Source organism: Bacteroides xylanisolvens, from assembly GCF_018289135.1.
GTDB classification, from domain to species: Bacteria; Bacteroidota; Bacteroidia; order Bacteroidales; family Bacteroidaceae; genus Bacteroides; species Bacteroides xylanisolvens.
Genome location: NZ_CP072216.1, coordinates 4,756,515 through 4,775,400, shown reverse-complemented (window position 1 = coordinate 4,775,400; position 18,886 = coordinate 4,756,515). Strand labels below are relative to the sequence as shown.

Sequence of the window (18,886 nt, the reverse complement as noted above, 5' to 3'; positions counted from 1 at the left end):
AATAATAAACCATTAAAGCTTTCGGCAAAACCTTATAATATTTTCCTGCCAACACACCGTTTTCTCTTTCGAATTTTGTAAATTTGCCTTTCCTAACCACGAAATAGAATAAATAACAATGCGAATAGTTATACAACGGGTAAGCCATGCGTCAGTAACCATTGAAGGACACTGCAAATCGTCCATCGGAAAGGGGATGCTGATATTAGTTGGCATCGAAGAATCAGACGGGCAGGAAGACATCGACTGGCTCTGCAAAAAGATAGTAAATCTACGTATCTTCGACGATGAAAATGGGGTGATGAACAAGTCTATTTTAGAAGATGGAGGCGAAATTTTAGTTATCAGCCAGTTCACGCTACACGCTTCTACCAAAAAGGGAAATCGCCCCTCCTACATCAAAGCTGCCAAACCGGATATCTCTATCCCACTCTACGAGCAATTCTGCAAAGATTTAAGCGGTGCACTGGGAAAAGAAATAGGCACAGGAATCTTCGGAGCAGACATGAAAGTTGAACTTTTAAACGACGGTCCTGTTACTATATGCATGGATACCAAAAACAAAGAATAGATATTCCATACTAATCATTAATCACTAATCATTAAAAAAATGACTCTGGAAGAAGCACAGAAACAAGTGGACCAATGGGTGAAAACATACGGTGTCCGCTACTTCAGCGAGTTGACCAATATGGTAGTCCTGACGGAAGAAGTAGGAGAACTGGCCCGTGTCATGGCCCGCAAATATGGCGACCAATCCTTCAAGGAAGGAGAAAAAGACAACATAGATGAAGAGATAGCAGACGTCTTATGGGTGCTTCTCTGCATCGCCAACCAGACGGGAGTAGACATCACTGACGCTTTCCGGAAAAGCATGGAGAAGAAAACGAAACGAGATAATAAAAGACATATCAACAACCCAAAACTGAAAGATCATGGAAGAGAATAACTCACAGCCCAACAAGTACAAGGCCGCATTGGCAAAGTATAATACCAATCTGAGCGATGCAGATATTCAAGCTCGCGTAGCTGAATTGATTGAGAAAAAAGTGCCGGAGAACAACACGGAAGACGTTAAGAAATTCCTGTTCAACTGCATTGATCTGACCACCCTGAACAGTACGGACAGCGACGAAAGCGTGATGCACTTTACTGAAAAAGTCAATCAGTTTGACGACGAATATCCTGATCTGAAAAACGTAGCAGCCATCTGTGTGTACCCCAACTTTGCAGCCATCGTTAAAAACACGCTGGAAGTAGACGGAGTCAATATCGCCTGTGTATCAGGAGGTTTCCCCTCTTCACAGACATTCATTGAAGTGAAAGTGGCAGAAACAGCACTGGCCATTGCAGACGGTGCAGACGAAATAGATATTGTGATTTCCATCGGCAAGTTCCTTAGCGGAGACTACGAAGGAATGTGCGAAGAAATACAGGAACTAAAAGAAGTTTGCAAGGAACACCATCTTAAAGTAATCCTCGAAACAGGCGCATTAAAGAGTGCTTCCAACATCAAGAAAGCCTCTATCCTATCCATGTATTCGGGCGCAGACTTTATCAAGACGTCTACCGGAAAGCAGCAGCCTGCCGCAACGCCGGAAGCCGCTTACGTGATGTGTGAAGCTATCAAAGAATACTATCAGAAGACAGGAAACAAGATTGGATTCAAACCGGCAGGTGGTATCAACACTGTTAACGATGCGATTATTTACTACACTATTGTAAAAGAACTATTAGGTGAAGAATGGCTTGACAACCAACTGTTCCGCTTGGGAACCAGCCGTTTAGCCAACCTCCTCCTTTCCGACATCAAAGGCGAAGAAATCAAGTTCTTCTAAAAATTAAAGGCTACATTAGCAATCAAATACGCCTTACCGCGCGACTCCCGTATCACGGGAATCGACGCGGTATTTTTTATTTAAGAAAAACTAAAGATAGTTACTGGAGAATTCGGAAAAATAATTATCTTTGTAAAAGGTTTAGCGATGAAAATATAGCTAATTAGTTATATTAGAGAACGTTTCATTTATTACCAGTTCCTGGAATTCGGCAAAATTCAAAGTTATGAATGGTAATAAGCAAACGGGTCTCACGCACCTTCATGTATATAATTTTGTTATATATCGAATGGAGCGTGGGACTGTTGCTTGTATACTCATAACGGCTTGCCGAAGCCTCAGGAAAATACATGGCAACAGTTCTCACGCTTTTCATGAACTTTATGGAGGTATTAAGGATGGACGCTTACACAAGAACCTTACGATTCAATCACAACCCTCTGAATCTCATCCTCGGAACAGAGAAAAAGAAGGGGCTACGCATCGGTTATATGGAAGCTGGACTGCAAGGCTTCTATCTCAACTCCATGGAGACCGGAGTCCATCCGCAAAAGCTATCCAGACTGCTGGCAGAAGAGTTCCACTGCACCGATACCGAGTCCGTCACCGGATTATTCCAGTTCCTGATTAACGAAGGAGACAGAGTCTCCTACCAGATTATGCTCCCCTACTTACTCTCCACAGAGAACATCAACGAGTTCGAAAGTATCATCCAAAAGCGCTTTTTCGGAGTAGAACGCTTCATTCAGCAAGGAAAGAATCTATACAGATTCGTGAAATATACAGAAGAAAGAAGAGACCCGATTATATGGATAAATGACTTAGAAAAAGGGATTATCGGATGGGACATGGGATTGCTTGTCAGCTTGGCGCGCGCCTCCCAAACATGCGGGCACATCAGCAAGGAACAAGCCTGGAAGTACATAGAACAAGCAGCCCAATTATGTTCGTTAGATCTTCATACAGCTGAAGAAATAGACAAGAGTTTCCTTTTAGGAAAAGCGATGAAATCGGGAAAGATAGAAGATTGGGATCGATTATTATCGTGCTATTCACTTCTGGGCAAACACCGGAGGTAATTATTTTTCGCGGTCTACCACGTAATCCAAGTAAGCCCGGAGGGCTACACAAATATCAGATTCCGGCAAAGAAGCCAGTAAATCAAAAGCCTTTTGCTTATAGATATTCATCGTCTGAACGGCATATTCAATGCCCCCATTTTCTTTGATAAACGAGATCAAATGAGCAATTTCATCGAGAGTAGCTGCACCCTCCTTTACCTTGATTGCCAATTCCTGCGCCTCATCGTTTTTTGTCGTGTTCAATACATACAAAGCGGGCAATGTCAGTTTACCTTCAAGCATATCATTACCTGTTGGTTTGCCAATCTCTCTATTATCAAAGTAATCGAAAATATCATCTTTTATCTGAAAGCAGATACCAATATATTCGCCCAACAAACGAGCCAGTTCGGCTTCTCCCTCCCCTACACCTACCGAAAAAGCGGCAGCTTTCGTACAGGCAGCAAAAAGAGCGGCAGTCTTCTTACGGATTACATCAAAGTAAACCTCCTCAGAAAAGCTATGATTACTTACATTTGAAAGCTGAAGCAACTCGCCGTCAGCAAGATCCTGCCCAAGAGTAGACACCAGTTGAATAATGCGGTGGCTGTTCGTCAGTTCGGCATGCACCAAACTGGTTGCCAGCAGATAGTCGCCCGTCAATACGGCTACTTTATTATTAAAGATAGCATTCACCGAGAGTTGTCCACGGCGTTCGGTACTTTCATCCACGACGTCGTCATGCACCAAACTGGCTGTATGAAGGAGTTCCAATGAAACAGCTGCATGAAGAGTGGAAGGACATACAGCACCATAAAGACGTGCCACCAGCAAAACAAGAATAGGACGCATCATCTTACCATTCCTCTGCCGTATGTGAGATACGACACTATCGAGCAATGCATTTGAACTGGAGAGAGAACTATCAAAAAGTTCTTTGAAGTCTCTTAGTTCTGCTTCAATCGGAGTTCTGATGAGTGAGATGCTGTCCATTAATTACACAATTTGAGCACAAAAGTAATAATAAAACGCTGAATACCGTATTTTTTTGTACTTTTACCATGAAAAATTAATTAAATCTATGGATTCAAGTAATAAATTATTTCTTTTAGACGCTTATGCACTGATATACCGGGCATATTACGCCTTTATCAAGAACCCAAGAATCAATTCCAAAGGATTCAACACTTCAGCTATACTGGGTTTTGTAAACACCCTCGAAGAAGTGCTGAAAAAAGAGAATCCCACTCATATAGGAGTAGCCTTCGACCCTGCAGGACCTACCTTCCGCCACGAAGCTTTCGAACAATATAAAGCGCAGCGTGAAGAAACTCCGGAAGCGATCCGCCTTTCCGTGCCTATTATAAAGGATATTATTCGTGCTTACCGCATCCCTATTCTGGAAGTTGCAGGCTACGAAGCCGACGACGTGATAGGTACGCTTGCCACCGAAGCCGGTCGCCAAGGTATCACCACCTATATGATGACTCCCGACAAAGATTACGGGCAGTTGGTAAGCGACAAGGTATTTATGTACCGTCCCAAGCACACAGGAGGTTTCGAAGTGATGGGTGTTGAAGAAGTGAAAGCCAAGTTTGACATTCAGTCTCCGGCACAAGTGATTGACATGCTCGGACTGATGGGCGACTCTTCGGATAATATCCCCGGATGTCCCGGAGTAGGAGAAAAGACTGCCCAAAAACTAATTTCTGAATTCGGAAGCATCGAAAACTTATTAGAGCATACCGACCAACTGAAAGGTGCACTGAAAACAAAAGTGGAAACGAACCGGGAAATGATTACTTTCTCGAAATTCCTCGCCACGATTAAAATCGATGTGCCCATCCAACTTGAAATGGATTCTCTTGTCCGCGAAGAAGCAGACGAAGATTCACTTCGCAGCATTTTCGAAGAACTGGAATTTAGAACGCTCATCGACCGGGTACTAAAAAAAGAGGTTTCCGGAAATGGAATAACCTCCACTCCCAAAAGCAAAGTAGCCACCGGAAAAAGCGCCCCCTCTCCTCTTCCACTTTTTCCCGAAGAAGGAGGCGGAATACAAGGCGATTTGTTTGCGAATTTCACGCCCAATGAGCCGAATGAAGCAAAAAAATCGAATCTAGAGACGTTAGAATCGCAGTCACGTAACTACCAACTCATTGATACAGAGAAGAAAAGAAGAGAAATTATTCAAAAGTTACTTACATCGAAAATTCTCTCATTAGATACGGAAACTACCGGGACCGAACCAATGGATGCCGAATTGGTCGGAATGAGTTTTTCCATTGCCGAAAATGAAGCATTTTATGTTCCTGTTCCATCAGACCGGGACGAAGCGTTAAAAATCGTAAAGGAGTTCCGCCCGGTCTTCGAAAATGAGAATTCGTTAAAAGTCGGACAGAATATCAAGTACGATATGATCGTTCTTCAAAATTATGGTGCAGTAGTAAAAGGTCCGCTTTTCGATACGATGATCGCTCACTATGTTCTTCAACCGGAACTTCGTCATGGCATGGATTACCTGGCAGAAATTTATCTGCATTATCAGACCATCCATATTGACGAACTGATAGGCCCCAAAGGAAAGAATCAGAAGAACATGCGCGACCTCGACCCGAAAGATGTATATCTGTACGCTTGCGAAGATGCGGACATCACTCTGAAACTGAAAAACGTATTGGAGAAAGAGCTGAAAGAGAATGACGCCGAACGTTTATTCTATGATATAGAAATGCCTCTTGTTCCGGTATTAGTCAATATCGAACGGAACGGAGTATTGCTAGACACGGAAGCACTGCAACAATCATCCGCTCATTTCACCGCCCAGATGGAGCAAATCGAAAAAGAAATCTACGAACTGGCCGGTGAGACCTTCAACATCGCTTCACCCAAGCAAGTCGGCGAAGTCTTGTTTGACAAGCTGAAGATTGTAGAAAAAGCGAAAAAGACCAAGACCGGGCAGTATGTCACCTCGGAAGAAGTGCTCGAAAGCCTCCGGCATAAACATCCTGTGGTAGAAAAGATTCTGGAACATCGCGGACTAAAAAAGCTATTGGGCACGTATATCGACGCACTTCCCCTACTTATCAACCCACGCACAGGAAGGGTGCATACCTCTTTCAACCAGACTGTAACCGCTACGGGACGCCTTAGCTCAAGTAACCCGAATTTACAGAATATCCCTATCCGCGACGAGAATGGAAAAGAAATCCGTAAAGCATTCATCCCCGATGAAGGCTGCCTCTTCTTCTCTGCCGACTATTCGCAGATCGAATTGCGTATTATGGCACACCTTAGCGAGGATAAGAATATGATTGATGCTTTCCTTAGCAACCACGATATTCATGCTGCCACCGCTGCCAAAATCTATAAGATTGATCTGAAAGATGTAGATTCCGACATGCGCCGTAAAGCCAAGACTGCCAATTTCGGTATCATCTATGGCATATCCGTATTTGGTCTTGCCGAACGGATGAATGTAGACCGCAAAGAAGCCAAAGAACTAATCGACGGTTACTTTGAAACTTATCCGGGAGTGAAAGCCTATATGGACAAAAGTATTCAGGTGGCCCAGGAAAAAGGTTATGTAGAAACAATTTTCCACCGGAAACGCTTCTTGCCGGACATCAACTCCCGCAATGCCGTTGTACGCGGATATGCGGAACGAAATGCCATCAACGCCCCTATCCAGGGAAGTGCGGCAGATATTATAAAAGTAGCAATGGCACGTATCTATCAACGGTTCCAGGCCGAAGGAATACAAGCCAAAATGATCCTACAAGTACATGACGAATTAAACTTCAGCGTTCCTGTCAATGAAAAAGAGCGTGTAGAAGAAATTGTCATCGAAGAAATGGAGAAAGCATACCGCATGCACGTCCCCTTGAAAGCAGATTGCGGATGGGGCAAAAACTGGCTTGAGGCACATTAAACCATCAAGTGGATAAAGGCCACCTCAATAAGGAATTGCTATCTTTTAGATACTAATTGCGCAGGGAGACTCCACCTTATCCGGGGTTTCCGCTTACAAAATAGAAGCAAGTATGGATAATAACATTATTTAACTCATTATCCAGAAAGCTAGAAAAAGGAATCCTTTTTCGACGAAGTGATTCATTCTATATCCGGCAGATTGACTGCCGGATATTTTTTTGTCACCAATCTTGGCAAATAGCAACCCATCTCCGACCCTACATCTTGACATTTTGACAATATTTTATCTTCAAAAATGCATAAATACCAAATTAATATGTAGATTTGCAGCGTAAAACCAATGCATTTGATAGACAAATGAAAGTATAACTCAAAAACTTAAATAGCCATGAAAGCAAAAGTATCTTTAAAAATGTTCGTTTTATCTACAGCTCTTCTTGTTGTGTCGCTTGCTACTTCTGCACGTAGCTACGATAATCAATTGATTTATAATCCAATCGAAGAGAATGGTATGACAGTGGGACAGACCGTTTACAAAATGGACGGAAACACACTTGCCAACTACATGAAGTACAACTACAAGTACGATGACAATAAACGTATGATTGAAAGCGAAGCCTTAAAGTGGAATAGCAACAAGGACGAATGGGAAAAAGACCTACGCATCAACTATACGTATGAAGGCAAGACCGTTACCACCAATTATTATAAATGGAACGCTAAAAAACAAGCCTATATACTGGTACCCGAAATGACTGTTACGATGGATAATACAAATATGTAACATAAACTCTCTCTCATTCTAATATTCTAACAAAAAAGATACGCCGCTTCTGCTGAAGAAGTGGCGTATTGCAATTTATAAGGTCTACATTACAAAACAAAGAAACGTTCTTGCAGTTCTTTCAGATAACTTCGAGAAATCATCAAATCGTTTTTATCGTGAAAAGGTGGATAGAGTTGGCAACACTTACCATCAATCATTGCCAAATAATTAACATTTACAATAGCCGATTGGCTAATCTGCACAAAAGCTTGTGAATAACTGATAATATCTTCTGCTTTTGTATTCCGCTTCAAATTCAGGCGAGTCTGATTAAACAAGACTACCTGCCATTGACGTTTGTCTTTCAGATACTCAAAAAAGCCGATTTCTTCCAGGCGTAAAAGCTTGAAACCCGTCACTGTGCTAATCATAAACATGCCTTGTTGTGGCATTAATGCACTGATAGAAGAGGCAAAAGAAGGCAAAAGAGGAAGCGCAGCAGAGGTCATTGCCTTCCGGTAACGCTCCATAATCACTTTCAGGTCTTCCGCCTCAAAAGGCTTTAACAGGAAGTCGAAAGCCGACTCACGCAATGCCTGAAGCAAGTATTTATCATAAGAGGTGTAAAACACCACCTTCATATCCCACAAAATATCCTCTCTAATTTCACTTAGCAGGTTAAGCCCCAATGTATCCGGAAGCTCCACATCGAGAAACAATAAATCCGGATGCAACTCCATAATCATCTTTTTACCCTTTGCACCATTCCCTGCAATTCCTTTTACTTCAAATTCACGATAGGGCTCTAACTCGCGGCGCAAAGCATCAATCGCTGTACGTTCATCGTCAACGATGACTACCTTATACTTTTCTTCTGTCTCCATCATAAATCATAAGAAAAACGAAACGGGATATATACCGACACTTCCGTACCGGTTTGTCCATCGCTTCTGTTGGTTATATTAAAACGTATTTTATCACTCTTGTTCTTTGTATTCAGTAATTGAATGGTCTGATACAACACTTTCAATCCTGTACCAGTACCCCGTGTGGCGGAAACTACCTGCGGGAGATACCCGCGTCCGTTGTCGGTAACCGTTATGCGAATCCCATTTGTTTCACGGGAAACATATACCATCAGCTCCTTTTTTCCGTCCTTTCCCGCCAGTCCATGTTTAATAGCATTCTCCACCGGAATTTGCACAATCATAGATGGAATCATGATGCGGGTTGCATCTAAACCGTCCTCCACCGTGATTGTTGCGACAAAATCTTCTCCGACACGTCCACGTTCCAGTTCGATGTATGTACGGACGAAATCCAGTTCGTCTTGCAAAGATACGCTCAATTTCTCGGTAAGTTCGAGGCTACGACGGAGATATTTCACCAGTTCCATCAGATTATGTTTCACCTCTTCCGAGCCGTTAAACTGATTGATCTCACGTCCCAGTACATTAAAAGTAAAATGAGGAGAAATCCGGCTTCTCAAATTCTCCATGCGGACACGGTTGATTTGCTGGAAGAAACGCTGGCGAAGAAACTCCCTCTTTTTACGCATATACCAGACAACTACCACTACCCCTGCCACAAGCAACACGCAGACAAGTACCCAGATAGATACGCTCAACTTGAGCACTCTCATCTCTGCCGCCTGTCGCTGAATCTGCATTTCTTTACGAAGCACGATTGTATCTTGCCGGTAGCGCATATCCAGTTCGGCAACACGCATCTGTACTCGTTCGCTACGAATGGAATCATCCAGATGACAATCGCGTTTCAGATACTCATAGGCATGGCGGTAATCACCAATCTGCTCAAAATAATGTTGTAGATACTGATTGCGTATAGTCAGCATATTAGCGTCAAGATGCCCGACAGGAGCAGTCCGGGCAATCATTGTTTTCGCTTGAGCTATATTTCCTTTCTTCAATACCAGTTCAATCATCTGGGTTTCGATGTAATGTACGGCCGAGTTATGCTGTATATCGGAGAAGAATCGATAACTCTCGTCCAGACAGACCTGTGCGGAGTCCAGTTTGTCAGTCAGCAGGTACAATTCTCCCAGGTTTACTTTAATAAAATTCTGTTCAAACACCATCTGCGGATAAGAAGAGACAAGCACATTGGCCCTGCGCATATACTTCAAAGCTTCCTGATAGTCTTTCCGGTAATAATAATGATTACCGCGATTGTTGAGATAAGTCCATCGTTCGCTCACGTTCATCTCATCGAAATACTGTCCGGCCAATTCATAGTAATGATTGGATAAATCGAAATCCCGCAGTTCCATATAGGTTTGCCCTAATCCGTAGTAGACAGGGAATTTCGCGTGCTCGGACAAGTTTAGCGAATCACAGAGAAACAGGGCACGACGATAATACGAAGCAGTGTGTGCCAAGTCACTGCGATGCAGGTAGGCATCAGCAGTATTGATACAAATATCCGGGAGCAGGTGCAGTTTTTTTCCTTTCAGACGATATTCGTAAGCTTTCTTATAGTCGGTAATTGCAGAATCAGGGCGGTTCAGTTGCATCCACACGTTGCCTTCGATATTATAAACATCGGATAATACATCATTCCATTGTGGAGATTGGAGAGATTCAGAAGATTGGGAAGCATTGCGGAAAAATTCCTTTACCCGGCGATTGTAATAGAGTATAGAATCAAAATCGGAAGAGACAAAGAATGTTTTCCCATAAAGGGCAAGCAAACGATAGTAAACCTGGGAATCTTGCGCCTGTGTCAGTGCGTCAAGCACCTGTGAGCGGGAATAATGCACATTGGAAAACAAAGAATCCTGTACACGAACTTCCAGAGAATCAACCAACACCTGTTCGCACGAAGAGTTATTGCGGTGTCTATCAGCATATCCGCAACTCAACAACATCAACAACCCCAACAGTCCAAATAGTTTCATAGCAGTCTTCCGATTCATCAGTCCCCTTATTCATGTCATGTTTTGAATGTGACAAAAATACATTATTTATCCTGAATCCCAGCGAATTTTATTATTTTTTTTAATACCTTTGTGCCCATATAAATATGAGTAACTGACCTAATGAGTCCACTGAACTTCACCCACATTTTGACACAGGCAGTCGATGAGCTATCGGAAAGCGAATCTTATAAAGGACTGTTTCATCAGCACAAAGATGGCGAACCACTGCCCTCTGCTAAAGTCTTGTATGAAATTATTGAGCTTTCACGCTCCATTCTCTTCCCCGGATATTACGGAAATTCTACTATTAACAGCCGGACAATTAATTATCACATCGGCGTCAACATTGAAAAATTGTTTGACTTACTTTGTGAGCAAATCCTGGCCGGATTGTGTTTTAGCACTTCCATAGAGGGGAAATGCAACGTCTGCTCCGACTCGAAACGGGAAGAGGCAGCACGTCTTGCTGCTAAATTTATCAGTAAGTTACCCGCCATGAGAAGAATACTGGCAACCGATGTGGAAGCCGCCTATAACGGTGACCCGGCTGCCGAAAGCTATGGGGAGGTAATTTTCTGCTATCCGGCTATTAAAGCGATCAGCAATTACCGTATCGCGCATGAACTGCTGGAACTGGGCGTTCCTTTGATTCCCCGCATCATCACGGAGATGGCGCATAGCGAAACGGGAATTGATATCCATCCGGCCGCAAAGATTGGCACTCACTTCACTATCGACCACGGTACGGGTGTCGTTATCGGTGCCACGAGTATTATCGGAAATAACGTCAAGCTATATCAGGGCGTCACTCTGGGAGCCAAGAGTTTCCCGCTGGATGCCGACGGAAAACCAATCAAGGGAATCCCCCGCCATCCGATCCTGGAAGACAATGTGATTGTTTATTCCAACGCCACTATTTTGGGAAGAATCACCATCGGACGTGACGCAACCGTAGGCGGTAATATCTGGGTAACGGAGAATGTTCCTGCAGGAGCAAGAATCGTACAAACTAAAGCAAAAAAATAAAATCAAAAGAATCTATATGAGCGAACAATTCGAGATGATAGCCAAGACTTTCCAGGGACTGGAAGAGATACTTGCAGAAGAACTGACAGCATTAGGAGCCAACGACATTCAAATAGGACGCCGCATGGTTTCATTCACAGGAGATAAACGTATGATGTATAAGGCGAATTTTTGCCTTCGCACCGCCATCCGTATCCTGAAACCAATTAAAAACTTTACAGCCAAAGATGCCGATGAGGTTTATAATCAAATACAGGCTATTCCATGGGAAGAATATCTCGATGTGAACAAGACGTTCGCTATCGATGCAGTAGTATTCAGCGATGAGTTCCGCCATTCGAAATTCGTTTCGTATAAGGTGAAAGATGCGATTGTGGATTATTTCCGTGATAAAACAGGAAAACGTCCGTCGGTACGTATCAACAATCCGGATGTACTTCTGAATATTCATATTGCACAGACTACCTGTACGTTGTCTTTGGACTCGTCTGGAGAATCACTTCACCGTCGCGGTTATCGCCAGGAAGCAGTAGAAGCCCCGTTAAATGAGGTATTGGCTGCCGGCATGATTCTAATGACCGGATGGCGCGGAGAATGTGATTTGATCGACCCGATGTGTGGTTCGGGTACTATCCCTGTTGAAGCGGCACTGATTGCTAAGAATATTGCTCCGGGAGTATTCCGTAAAGGGTTTGCTTTTGAGAAATGGGTAGATTTCGATGCGGATATGTTCGATGAGATTTACAATGATGACAGTCAGGAGCGCGAATTTGCTCATAAGATTTACGGATACGATAACAATCCGAAAGCTAATGAGATTGCGACTCACAATATAAAAGCTGCTGGCGTATCGAAAGACATCGTGTTGAAGCTACAACCGTTCCAGCAGTTTGAACAGCCACAGGAGAAGTCGATTATCATCACTAACCCGCCATACGGTGAACGTATTTCCACTAATGATTTGCTTGGACTTTATCAGATGATCGGTGAACGTCTGAAACATGCGTTTGTAGGAAACGAGGCATGGGTGCTTTCTTATCGGGAAGAGTGTTTCGACCAGATTGGTTTGAAAGCAAGTCAGAAAGTTCCTTTGTTCAATGGACCGTTGGAGTGTGAGTTCCGCAAATATGAGATTTTTGACGGAAAATACAAAGAGTTCAAGAGCCAGGAAGAGGGAGAAGAAAAGAAAGAGGCTGAAGGAGAACAGGCTCCAAGATTTAGAGAAAGAAAAGAATTTAAGCCACGCCGCGAAGGTGAGTTCAAACCGCGTCGGGATGGTGAATCCAGACCTCGCAGAGAGGGAGAATACAAGCCGCGCAGAGAAGGTGGTGAGTTCAAAGGTGGTGATGGAAGAGATAGAAAGCCACGGGGAGAATTCCTCGGAGGAAGAGATTCGAGAGGCCCGAGAGAGTTTAAAGGAAATCGGGAGCCGAGGATTCCGAAGAAGGAAGAGGAATAAACCATTCAATAGTTAATGACACATTATAACATCACACACTCATTAACACCCTGATAACCAACTTGAGGTCACAAATTGCAACCTCAAGTTCAAATAACATTTTCGCCAATAAGCTATCTATGATAGCAACCAATTAAAGAAAAAATGAACGACATTGTTATCATTGAAAATAAAATTTATGAGATCAGAGGTCAAAAAGTTATGTTGGACTTTGATTTGGCGGAGATGTATGAAGTTACCACAGGTAACTTCAATAAAGCCATTAAACGAAACATCGAACGATTTCCTGCAAGATTCATGTTTCAATTAAATAAAGACGAGTTCAACTTGATATTCCAAAATGGAATATCAAGTTGGGGTGGTACTCGCAAAATGCCTTACGCTTTTACAGAACAAGGTGTAGCAATGTTATCTGGAGTTCTGAAAAGTCCCCGTGCTATTGAAGTCAGTATTAATATTATGGATGCCTTCGTCCACATGCGTCAATACCTACTCTCCCATGCTCCGAAACAGGAATTGGAAGAATTGAGGAAAAGGATTGAATACTTGGAAGAGGACATATCCTCCGACAGAGAAAGCTACGAGAAGCAATTTGACGACCTATTCACCGCTTTCGCCAAGTTGAGTGCTGCCATTCAAATAAAGCAGACTCCCTTGGACAGAGTAAAAATAGAAGGATTTAAAAACAAATAATAAAGAAAAGAGCAATGAGTAAAATTGGAAAAAGAGCCATGCTTTTATTGTTGGCACTACCAATCGGATTCAATGTTATGGCACAAGAAACCAAAAAGCCGACACTGGAAGAATTGATTCCGGGTGGCGAGAGTTACCGCTATGCAGACAACCTGTACGGACTGCAATGGTGGGGTGACGAATGTATCAAGCCGGGCGTAGATACCCTTTATTCTATCCAACCCAAAACGGGGAAAGAAACAATGGTTATCACTCGTGAACAGATCAACAAAGTGCTTGAAGAGAACAAGGCAGGAAAGTTATCACACCTGTATTCCGTCAGTTTCCCATGGGCCGATAAGCCACAAATGCTATTCAAGATAGCAGGAAAGTTCATTGTATATGATTTCAAGAGCAATCAAGTTGTCAGCACTCTCAAACCCAAAGACGGAGCAGATAATGAAGACTATTGCGCAGCCAGTGGAAACGTGGCATACACGATAGGTAACAATCTGTATGTAAACGAGAAAGCGGTAACCAATGAACCCGAAGGCATCGTTTGCGGACAGACTGTACACCGGAATGAATTTGGTATCAACAAAGGCACTTTCTGGAGCCCGAAAGGTAACCTGCTCGCTTTCTACCGTATGGACGAGAGCATGGTGACACAATACCCGCTTGTAGACATCACTGCACGCGTAGGCGAAGTGAACAATGTACGTTATCCGATGGCAGGCATGACGAGCCATCAGGTAAAAGTAGGCATTTACAACCCTGCCACAGGCAAAAGCATTTATCTGAACGCAGGTGATCCCACAGACCGTTATTTCACCAATATCAGCTGGTCACCGGATGAAAAAAGCCTCTACCTGATTGAAGTAAACCGTGACCAGAACCACGCCAAACTTTGCCGGTACAACGCAGAAACAGGAGAGCCGATGGGTGTTCTCTACGAAGAAATGCATCCTAAATACGTGGAGCCACAAAACGCAATCATATTTTTGCCGTGGGACCCTACCAAATTCATCTATCAAAGTCAGCGTGACGGCTACAACCATCTTTATCTCTTTGATGCCGATGCAGCCAACATGAAAGGTGAAACTTATAACAGTGCCAACGGTGGTACTTATTTCCAGGCCGGCAAAGTCAAACAACTGACCAAAGGCAACTGGCTGGTCAGCGACGTCCTAGGATTCAACACAAAGCGTAAAGAAATCATCTTCACAGCCGTAGAAGGCTTGAGAAGCGGACATTTCGCTGTAAACGTGAGCAATGGAAAAATAAGCCAACCGTTCGAGAACTGCAAAGAAAGCGAACATAGCGGCATGCTTAGCGCTTCCGGCACTTATCTTATCGACCGTTATTCAACAAAAGACCAGCCTCGCATCATCAACCTGGTAGACACCAAAAACTTCAAAGAAACAGCCAATCTGCTGACTGCTGAAAGCCCTTACGAAGGCTACCAAATGCCAAGCATCGAAACCGGAACAATCAAAGCGGCAGACGGCACCACCGACCTGCATTATCGCCTGATGAAACCGGCCAACTTTGACCCGGCCAAAAAATATCCTGTCATCGTATACGTCTACGGAGGTCCTCACGCGCAATGCGTCACCGGAGGATGGCAAAACGGCGCACGCGGATGGGACACATACATGGCAGGTAAAGGCTATATCATGTTCACCATCGATAACCGTGGCAGCAGCAACCGTGGACTGGCATTTGAAAATGCTACCTTCCGCCGTCTTGGCATCGAAGAAGGTAAAGACCAGGTAAAAGGCGTTGAATTCCTGAAATCCCTCCCCTACGTAGACAGCGAACGCATCGGCGTACACGGATGGAGCTTCGGAGGACACATGACTACCGCCCTGATGCTCCGTTACCCGGAAATATTCAAAGTAGGCGTTGCCGGAGGCCCGGTAATCGACTGGGGGTATTATGAAGTAATGTACGGCGAACGCTATATGGATACACCGGAAAGCAACCCGGAAGGCTACAAAGAATGTAATCTGAAAAACCTTGCCGGCCAACTGAAAGGTCACCTATTGATTATTCACGACGACCATGACGACACCTGCGTGCCACAGCACACCCTGTCGTTCATGAAAGCCTGTGTAGATGCCCGCACTTATCCCGACCTGTTTATCTACCCGTGCCACAAGCACAACGTAGCAGGACGTGACCGTGTACATCTGCATGAGAAAATCACCCGGTACTTTGAGCAGAACTTATAAAACTGACAAAGACACCACCGTATCCATACGAATCATAGATAACAGTATAAATCCATAACAATACAAAGATGAAGATATTATTACTAGGCTCGGGCGGCCGCGAACATGCACTGGCATGGAAAATTGCCCAAAGTCCGAAAGTTGAAAAACTATACATTGCTCCGGGAAATGCCGGAACAACTGCCGTAGGCGAGAATGTCAACATCAAAGCAACCGATTTTGAAGCAATCAGTGCTTTTGCTCTAAAAGAGAACATCCAAATGATAGTAGTAGGCCCCGAAGATCCGTTGGTAAAAGGAATCTACGATTACTTCCAAAACCGTCCGGAGCTAAAGCATATTGCCGTGATCGGTCCTTCGGCTCAAGGAGCGCAACTGGAAGGCAGCAAGGAGTTTGCCAAAGGCTTCATGATGCGCCACAACATCCCGACAGCCCGCTACAAAAGCATTACTTCCGAAAACCTCGAAGAGGGCCTCGCTTTCCTCGAAACGTTGGAAGCTCCCTATGTATTGAAGGCTGATGGCCTTTGTGCCGGGAAAGGAGTTCTCATCCTTCCTACGCTGGATGAAGCGAAGAAAGAACTGAAAGAAATGCTCGGCGGCATGTTCGGTTCCGCATCGGCAACCGTTGTGATTGAAGAATTCTTGAGCGGTATCGAGTGCTCTGTATTCGTACTGACAGACGGAGACAACTACAAAGTCCTCCCTGTAGCAAAAGACTACAAACGTATCGGTGAAGGCGACAAAGGATTGAATACAGGCGGTATGGGTAGCGTAACTCCGGTTCCGTTTGCTGACGAAGTATATATGGAGAAAGTACGCACACGCATCATCGAACCGACCATCAATGGTCTGAAAGAAGAAAAGATCACCTACAAAGGTTTCATCTTCCTCGGTCTTATCAAGGTGAAAGGTGAACCGATGGTTATCGAATACAACGTCCGCATGGGCGACCCGGAAACAGAAAGCGTGATGTTGCGCATTCAAAGCGACCTCGTAGAGTTGCTTGAAGGCACAGCGGCAGGCAACCTGAACGAGAAAACACTGGTGATGGACCCACGTTCGGCCGGCTGCGTCATTCTTGTCAGCGGCGGTTACCCAGAAGCCTACGAAAAAGAATTCCCTATCAGCGGACTGGAACAAGCTGCCGCCACCGACAGCATCATCTTCCATGCCGGAACAGCCATGAAAGACGGACAAGTGGTGACGAACGGAGGACGTGTGATTGCCGTTTGCTCTTACGGTGCAACGAAAGAAGAAGCACTGGCACAGAGCTACAAAGTGGCAGACATGATCGACTTCGACAAGAAGTATTTCCGCCGCGACATCGGATTCGATTTGTAAGAACCAACCTGTAATGATACGCCACGGCAGGCATAAATCCCCTATTTGTACGGCATATAGATCCTACAAAGCGATGATATATGCCCGCCGGACGGCAAAAGAACTGACAGACCAATGAGAAATAAAAGACTACAAAGTCAAGTGACGGCAGGACGGTGGACCCTGCCTGCCGTTATCTTTATCTGCGCCCTATGCTGGGTGTTGACTTACTTTTTATTTCCCGACTCCATAGCCTCAACAACACCCAAAGACAGCTCTTCTTTCTTGCAATCCACCCGCGATTTACTGCTTCCGGGATGGGCAGAACGAATTGTCAGCTTTCTGGTTTACGCAATCATCGGCTATTTTCTGATAGAGCTGAACAACCAGTTCAGCATTATCCGCATGAGGGCTTCCATGCAGACAGCTATTTATTTCCTGCTAGTCACCGTTTGTCCGGGAATGCATTTACTATACATAGGAGACATTGTCGCCCTCGGTTCTCTTATTTCCATTTATTTTCTGTTTAAAAGCTATCAGCAAGCTCAAGCTGCGGGCTATCTATTCTATTCCTTCTTCTTTATCGGAGCGGGAAGTATTCTTTTCCCACAGCTCACCATCCTCTCGGTGCTTTGGTTGCTCGAAGCCTACCGTTTCCAGTCGCTCACTCCGCGTAGTTTCTGCGGCGCGCTGCTCGGATGGATGCTGCCCTACTGGATGCTGTTCGGACACGCCTTCTTCTATAACGAGATGGAGTTGTTCTACCGCCCTTTCAACCAGCTATTAGCTTTCGGAGAAGTCTTTAACTTACAAATCCTTCAACCCTGGGAATTGGCTATACTGGGCTATCTGCTCGTGATGTTTATCGTCAGTGCTGTCCATTGCATCGCTGCCGGATTTGAGGATAAGATACGCACACGTGCCTATCTCCAGTTTTTGATAGACCTGACGCTCTTCCTGTTCCTGCTGATTGCCTTGCAACCGATATATTGCAGTGCCCTGCTGCCTTTGCTTATCATAAGCAACAGCATCCTGATCGGACATTTCTTTGTACTGACCAATAGTAAAAGTTCGAATGTGTTCTTTATCATTTCATTGGTCGGCCTCATCCTCTTATTTACTTTTAATATATGGACGCTTTTGTAGATTCAATGATACAACTCCTCATAGAATGGGGACTTCCGGGATTATTCATCTCGGCTTTATTGGCTGGGAGCATCGTGCCTTTCAGTTCCGAACTGGTATTGGTGGCATTGGTGAAACTCGGCCTGCCCCCGATAGCCTGTCTGATATCCGCCACTCTGGGCAATACAGTGGGCGGAATGACCTGTTACTACATGGGGCGCCTGGGCAAAATTAGCTGGATTGAGAAATATTTCAAGGTAAAGAAAGAAAAGGTAGACAAAATGGTGAAATTCCTGCAAGGGAAAGGGGCATTGATGGCATTCTTCACCTTTCTTCCTGCCATTGGCGAAGTGATCGCCATTGCACTAGGATTTATGCGAAGTAACACATGGCTTACTATTGTTTCCATGTTTGTCGGCAAACTGATACGTTATATCCTTCTCCTGTATGTGCTCGAAAGTGCCTGGGATGCTATGGCGGGGTAGAGGCCTTTTTTAAGTATTAAGTATTAG

16 protein-coding genes are annotated in these 18,886 nt (G+C 44.3%); 13 read left to right on the top strand and 3 right to left on the bottom strand.

Annotated elements, in window-relative coordinates; all coding sequences use genetic code 11:
• The first annotated feature begins 118 nt into the window (after positions 1-118).
• The 4 genes from dtd (at position 119) to INE92_RS19935 (ending at position 2,917) form a co-directional block, all read left to right on the top strand.
• Positions 119-571, top strand: a complete 453-nt coding sequence (dtd, locus tag INE92_RS19950) for a D-aminoacyl-tRNA deacylase (RefSeq protein WP_004313732.1) — start codon at positions 119-121, stop codon at positions 569-571.
• A gap of 39 nt (positions 572-610) precedes the next feature.
• Positions 611-949: a nucleotide pyrophosphohydrolase gene (locus tag INE92_RS19945; protein WP_004313731.1), complete on the top strand. Its 339-nt coding sequence runs from the start codon at positions 611-613 to the stop codon at positions 947-949.
• Positions 936-1,838 carry a deoxyribose-phosphate aldolase gene (gene deoC, locus INE92_RS19940; RefSeq protein ID WP_004313730.1) on the top strand — a complete coding sequence of 301 codons (903 nt, stop codon included), beginning with the start codon at positions 936-938 and terminating at the stop codon, positions 1,836-1,838. Before INE92_RS19945 ends, deoC begins: the two co-directional genes overlap by 14 nt.
• A 398-nt stretch (positions 1,839-2,236) precedes the next feature.
• On the top strand, positions 2,237-2,917 hold the full coding sequence (locus tag INE92_RS19935; protein ID WP_008020027.1) for a DUF1266 domain-containing protein: 681 nt from the start codon (positions 2,237-2,239) through the stop codon (positions 2,915-2,917).
• Here the strand turns inward: INE92_RS19935 and INE92_RS19930 are convergent, their stop codons facing one another.
• On the bottom strand, positions 2,918-3,892 hold the full coding sequence (locus INE92_RS19930) for a polyprenyl synthetase family protein (RefSeq protein WP_004313728.1): 975 nt from the start codon (positions 3,890-3,892) through the stop codon (positions 2,918-2,920).
• Between the two features lie 88 nt (positions 3,893-3,980).
• On the opposite strand from INE92_RS19930, the gene polA reads away from it, so the two are divergent.
• Positions 3,981-6,830 carry a DNA polymerase I gene (gene polA / locus INE92_RS19925; protein WP_009041168.1) on the top strand — a complete coding sequence of 950 codons (2,850 nt, stop codon included), beginning with the start codon at positions 3,981-3,983 and terminating at the stop codon, positions 6,828-6,830.
• A gap of 390 nt (positions 6,831-7,220) precedes the next feature.
• Entirely contained in the window at positions 7,221-7,616 is a 396-nt protein-coding gene (locus INE92_RS19920) for a DUF3836 domain-containing protein (RefSeq protein ID WP_195436269.1), read from the top strand.
• An 89-nt stretch (positions 7,617-7,705) separates the two neighbouring features.
• Here INE92_RS19920 and INE92_RS19915 read toward each other — a convergent pair whose 3' ends face one another.
• Both INE92_RS19915 and INE92_RS19910 read right to left on the bottom strand, forming a co-directional pair.
• Positions 7,706-8,485 (bottom strand): LytR/AlgR family response regulator transcription factor, encoded by a 780-nt coding sequence (locus INE92_RS19915; RefSeq protein WP_004313725.1) that lies wholly within the window; start codon positions 8,483-8,485, stop codon positions 7,706-7,708.
• Entirely contained in the window at positions 8,482-10,533 is a 2,052-nt protein-coding gene (locus INE92_RS19910) for a tetratricopeptide repeat-containing sensor histidine kinase (protein ID WP_015531962.1), read from the bottom strand. Before INE92_RS19910 ends, INE92_RS19915 begins: the two co-directional genes overlap by 4 nt.
• Before the next feature lie 123 nt (positions 10,534-10,656).
• Between INE92_RS19910 and INE92_RS19905 the strand changes: the two genes are divergently transcribed.
• From INE92_RS19905 to INE92_RS19875, 7 genes are all read left to right on the top strand, one after another.
• Positions 10,657-11,562 (top strand): serine O-acetyltransferase, encoded by a 906-nt coding sequence (locus tag INE92_RS19905; protein WP_004296704.1) that lies wholly within the window; start codon positions 10,657-10,659, stop codon positions 11,560-11,562.
• Positions 11,563-11,578: 16 nt separating this feature from the next.
• Positions 11,579-13,021 (top strand): THUMP domain-containing class I SAM-dependent RNA methyltransferase, encoded by a 1,443-nt coding sequence (locus INE92_RS19900; protein ID WP_195436270.1) that lies wholly within the window; start codon positions 11,579-11,581, stop codon positions 13,019-13,021.
• A gap of 144 nt (positions 13,022-13,165) precedes the next feature.
• The gene (locus INE92_RS19895; RefSeq protein ID WP_004313721.1) at positions 13,166-13,714 is read left to right on the top strand and encodes an ORF6N domain-containing protein; all 549 of its coding nucleotides are present in this window, start codon (positions 13,166-13,168) and stop codon (positions 13,712-13,714) included.
• A 14-nt stretch (positions 13,715-13,728) separates the two neighbouring features.
• Positions 13,729-15,927, top strand: a complete 2,199-nt coding sequence (locus tag INE92_RS19890; protein ID WP_015531960.1) for a S9 family peptidase — start codon at positions 13,729-13,731, stop codon at positions 15,925-15,927.
• A 68-nt stretch (positions 15,928-15,995) separates the two neighbouring features.
• Positions 15,996-17,270 carry a phosphoribosylamine--glycine ligase gene (gene purD, locus INE92_RS19885; RefSeq protein ID WP_195436271.1) on the top strand — a complete coding sequence of 425 codons (1,275 nt, stop codon included), beginning with the start codon at positions 15,996-15,998 and terminating at the stop codon, positions 17,268-17,270.
• A gap of 114 nt (positions 17,271-17,384) precedes the next feature.
• Complete coding sequence (locus tag INE92_RS19880) at positions 17,385-18,395, top strand: hypothetical protein (protein WP_195436272.1); 1,011 nt, start codon at positions 17,385-17,387, stop codon at positions 18,393-18,395.
• Positions 18,380-18,859, top strand: a complete 480-nt coding sequence (locus tag INE92_RS19875) for a YqaA family protein (protein ID WP_008023780.1) — start codon at positions 18,380-18,382, stop codon at positions 18,857-18,859. The genes INE92_RS19880 and INE92_RS19875 overlap by 16 nt, the downstream gene beginning before the upstream one ends.
• Positions 18,860-18,886: the final 27 nt, after the last annotated feature.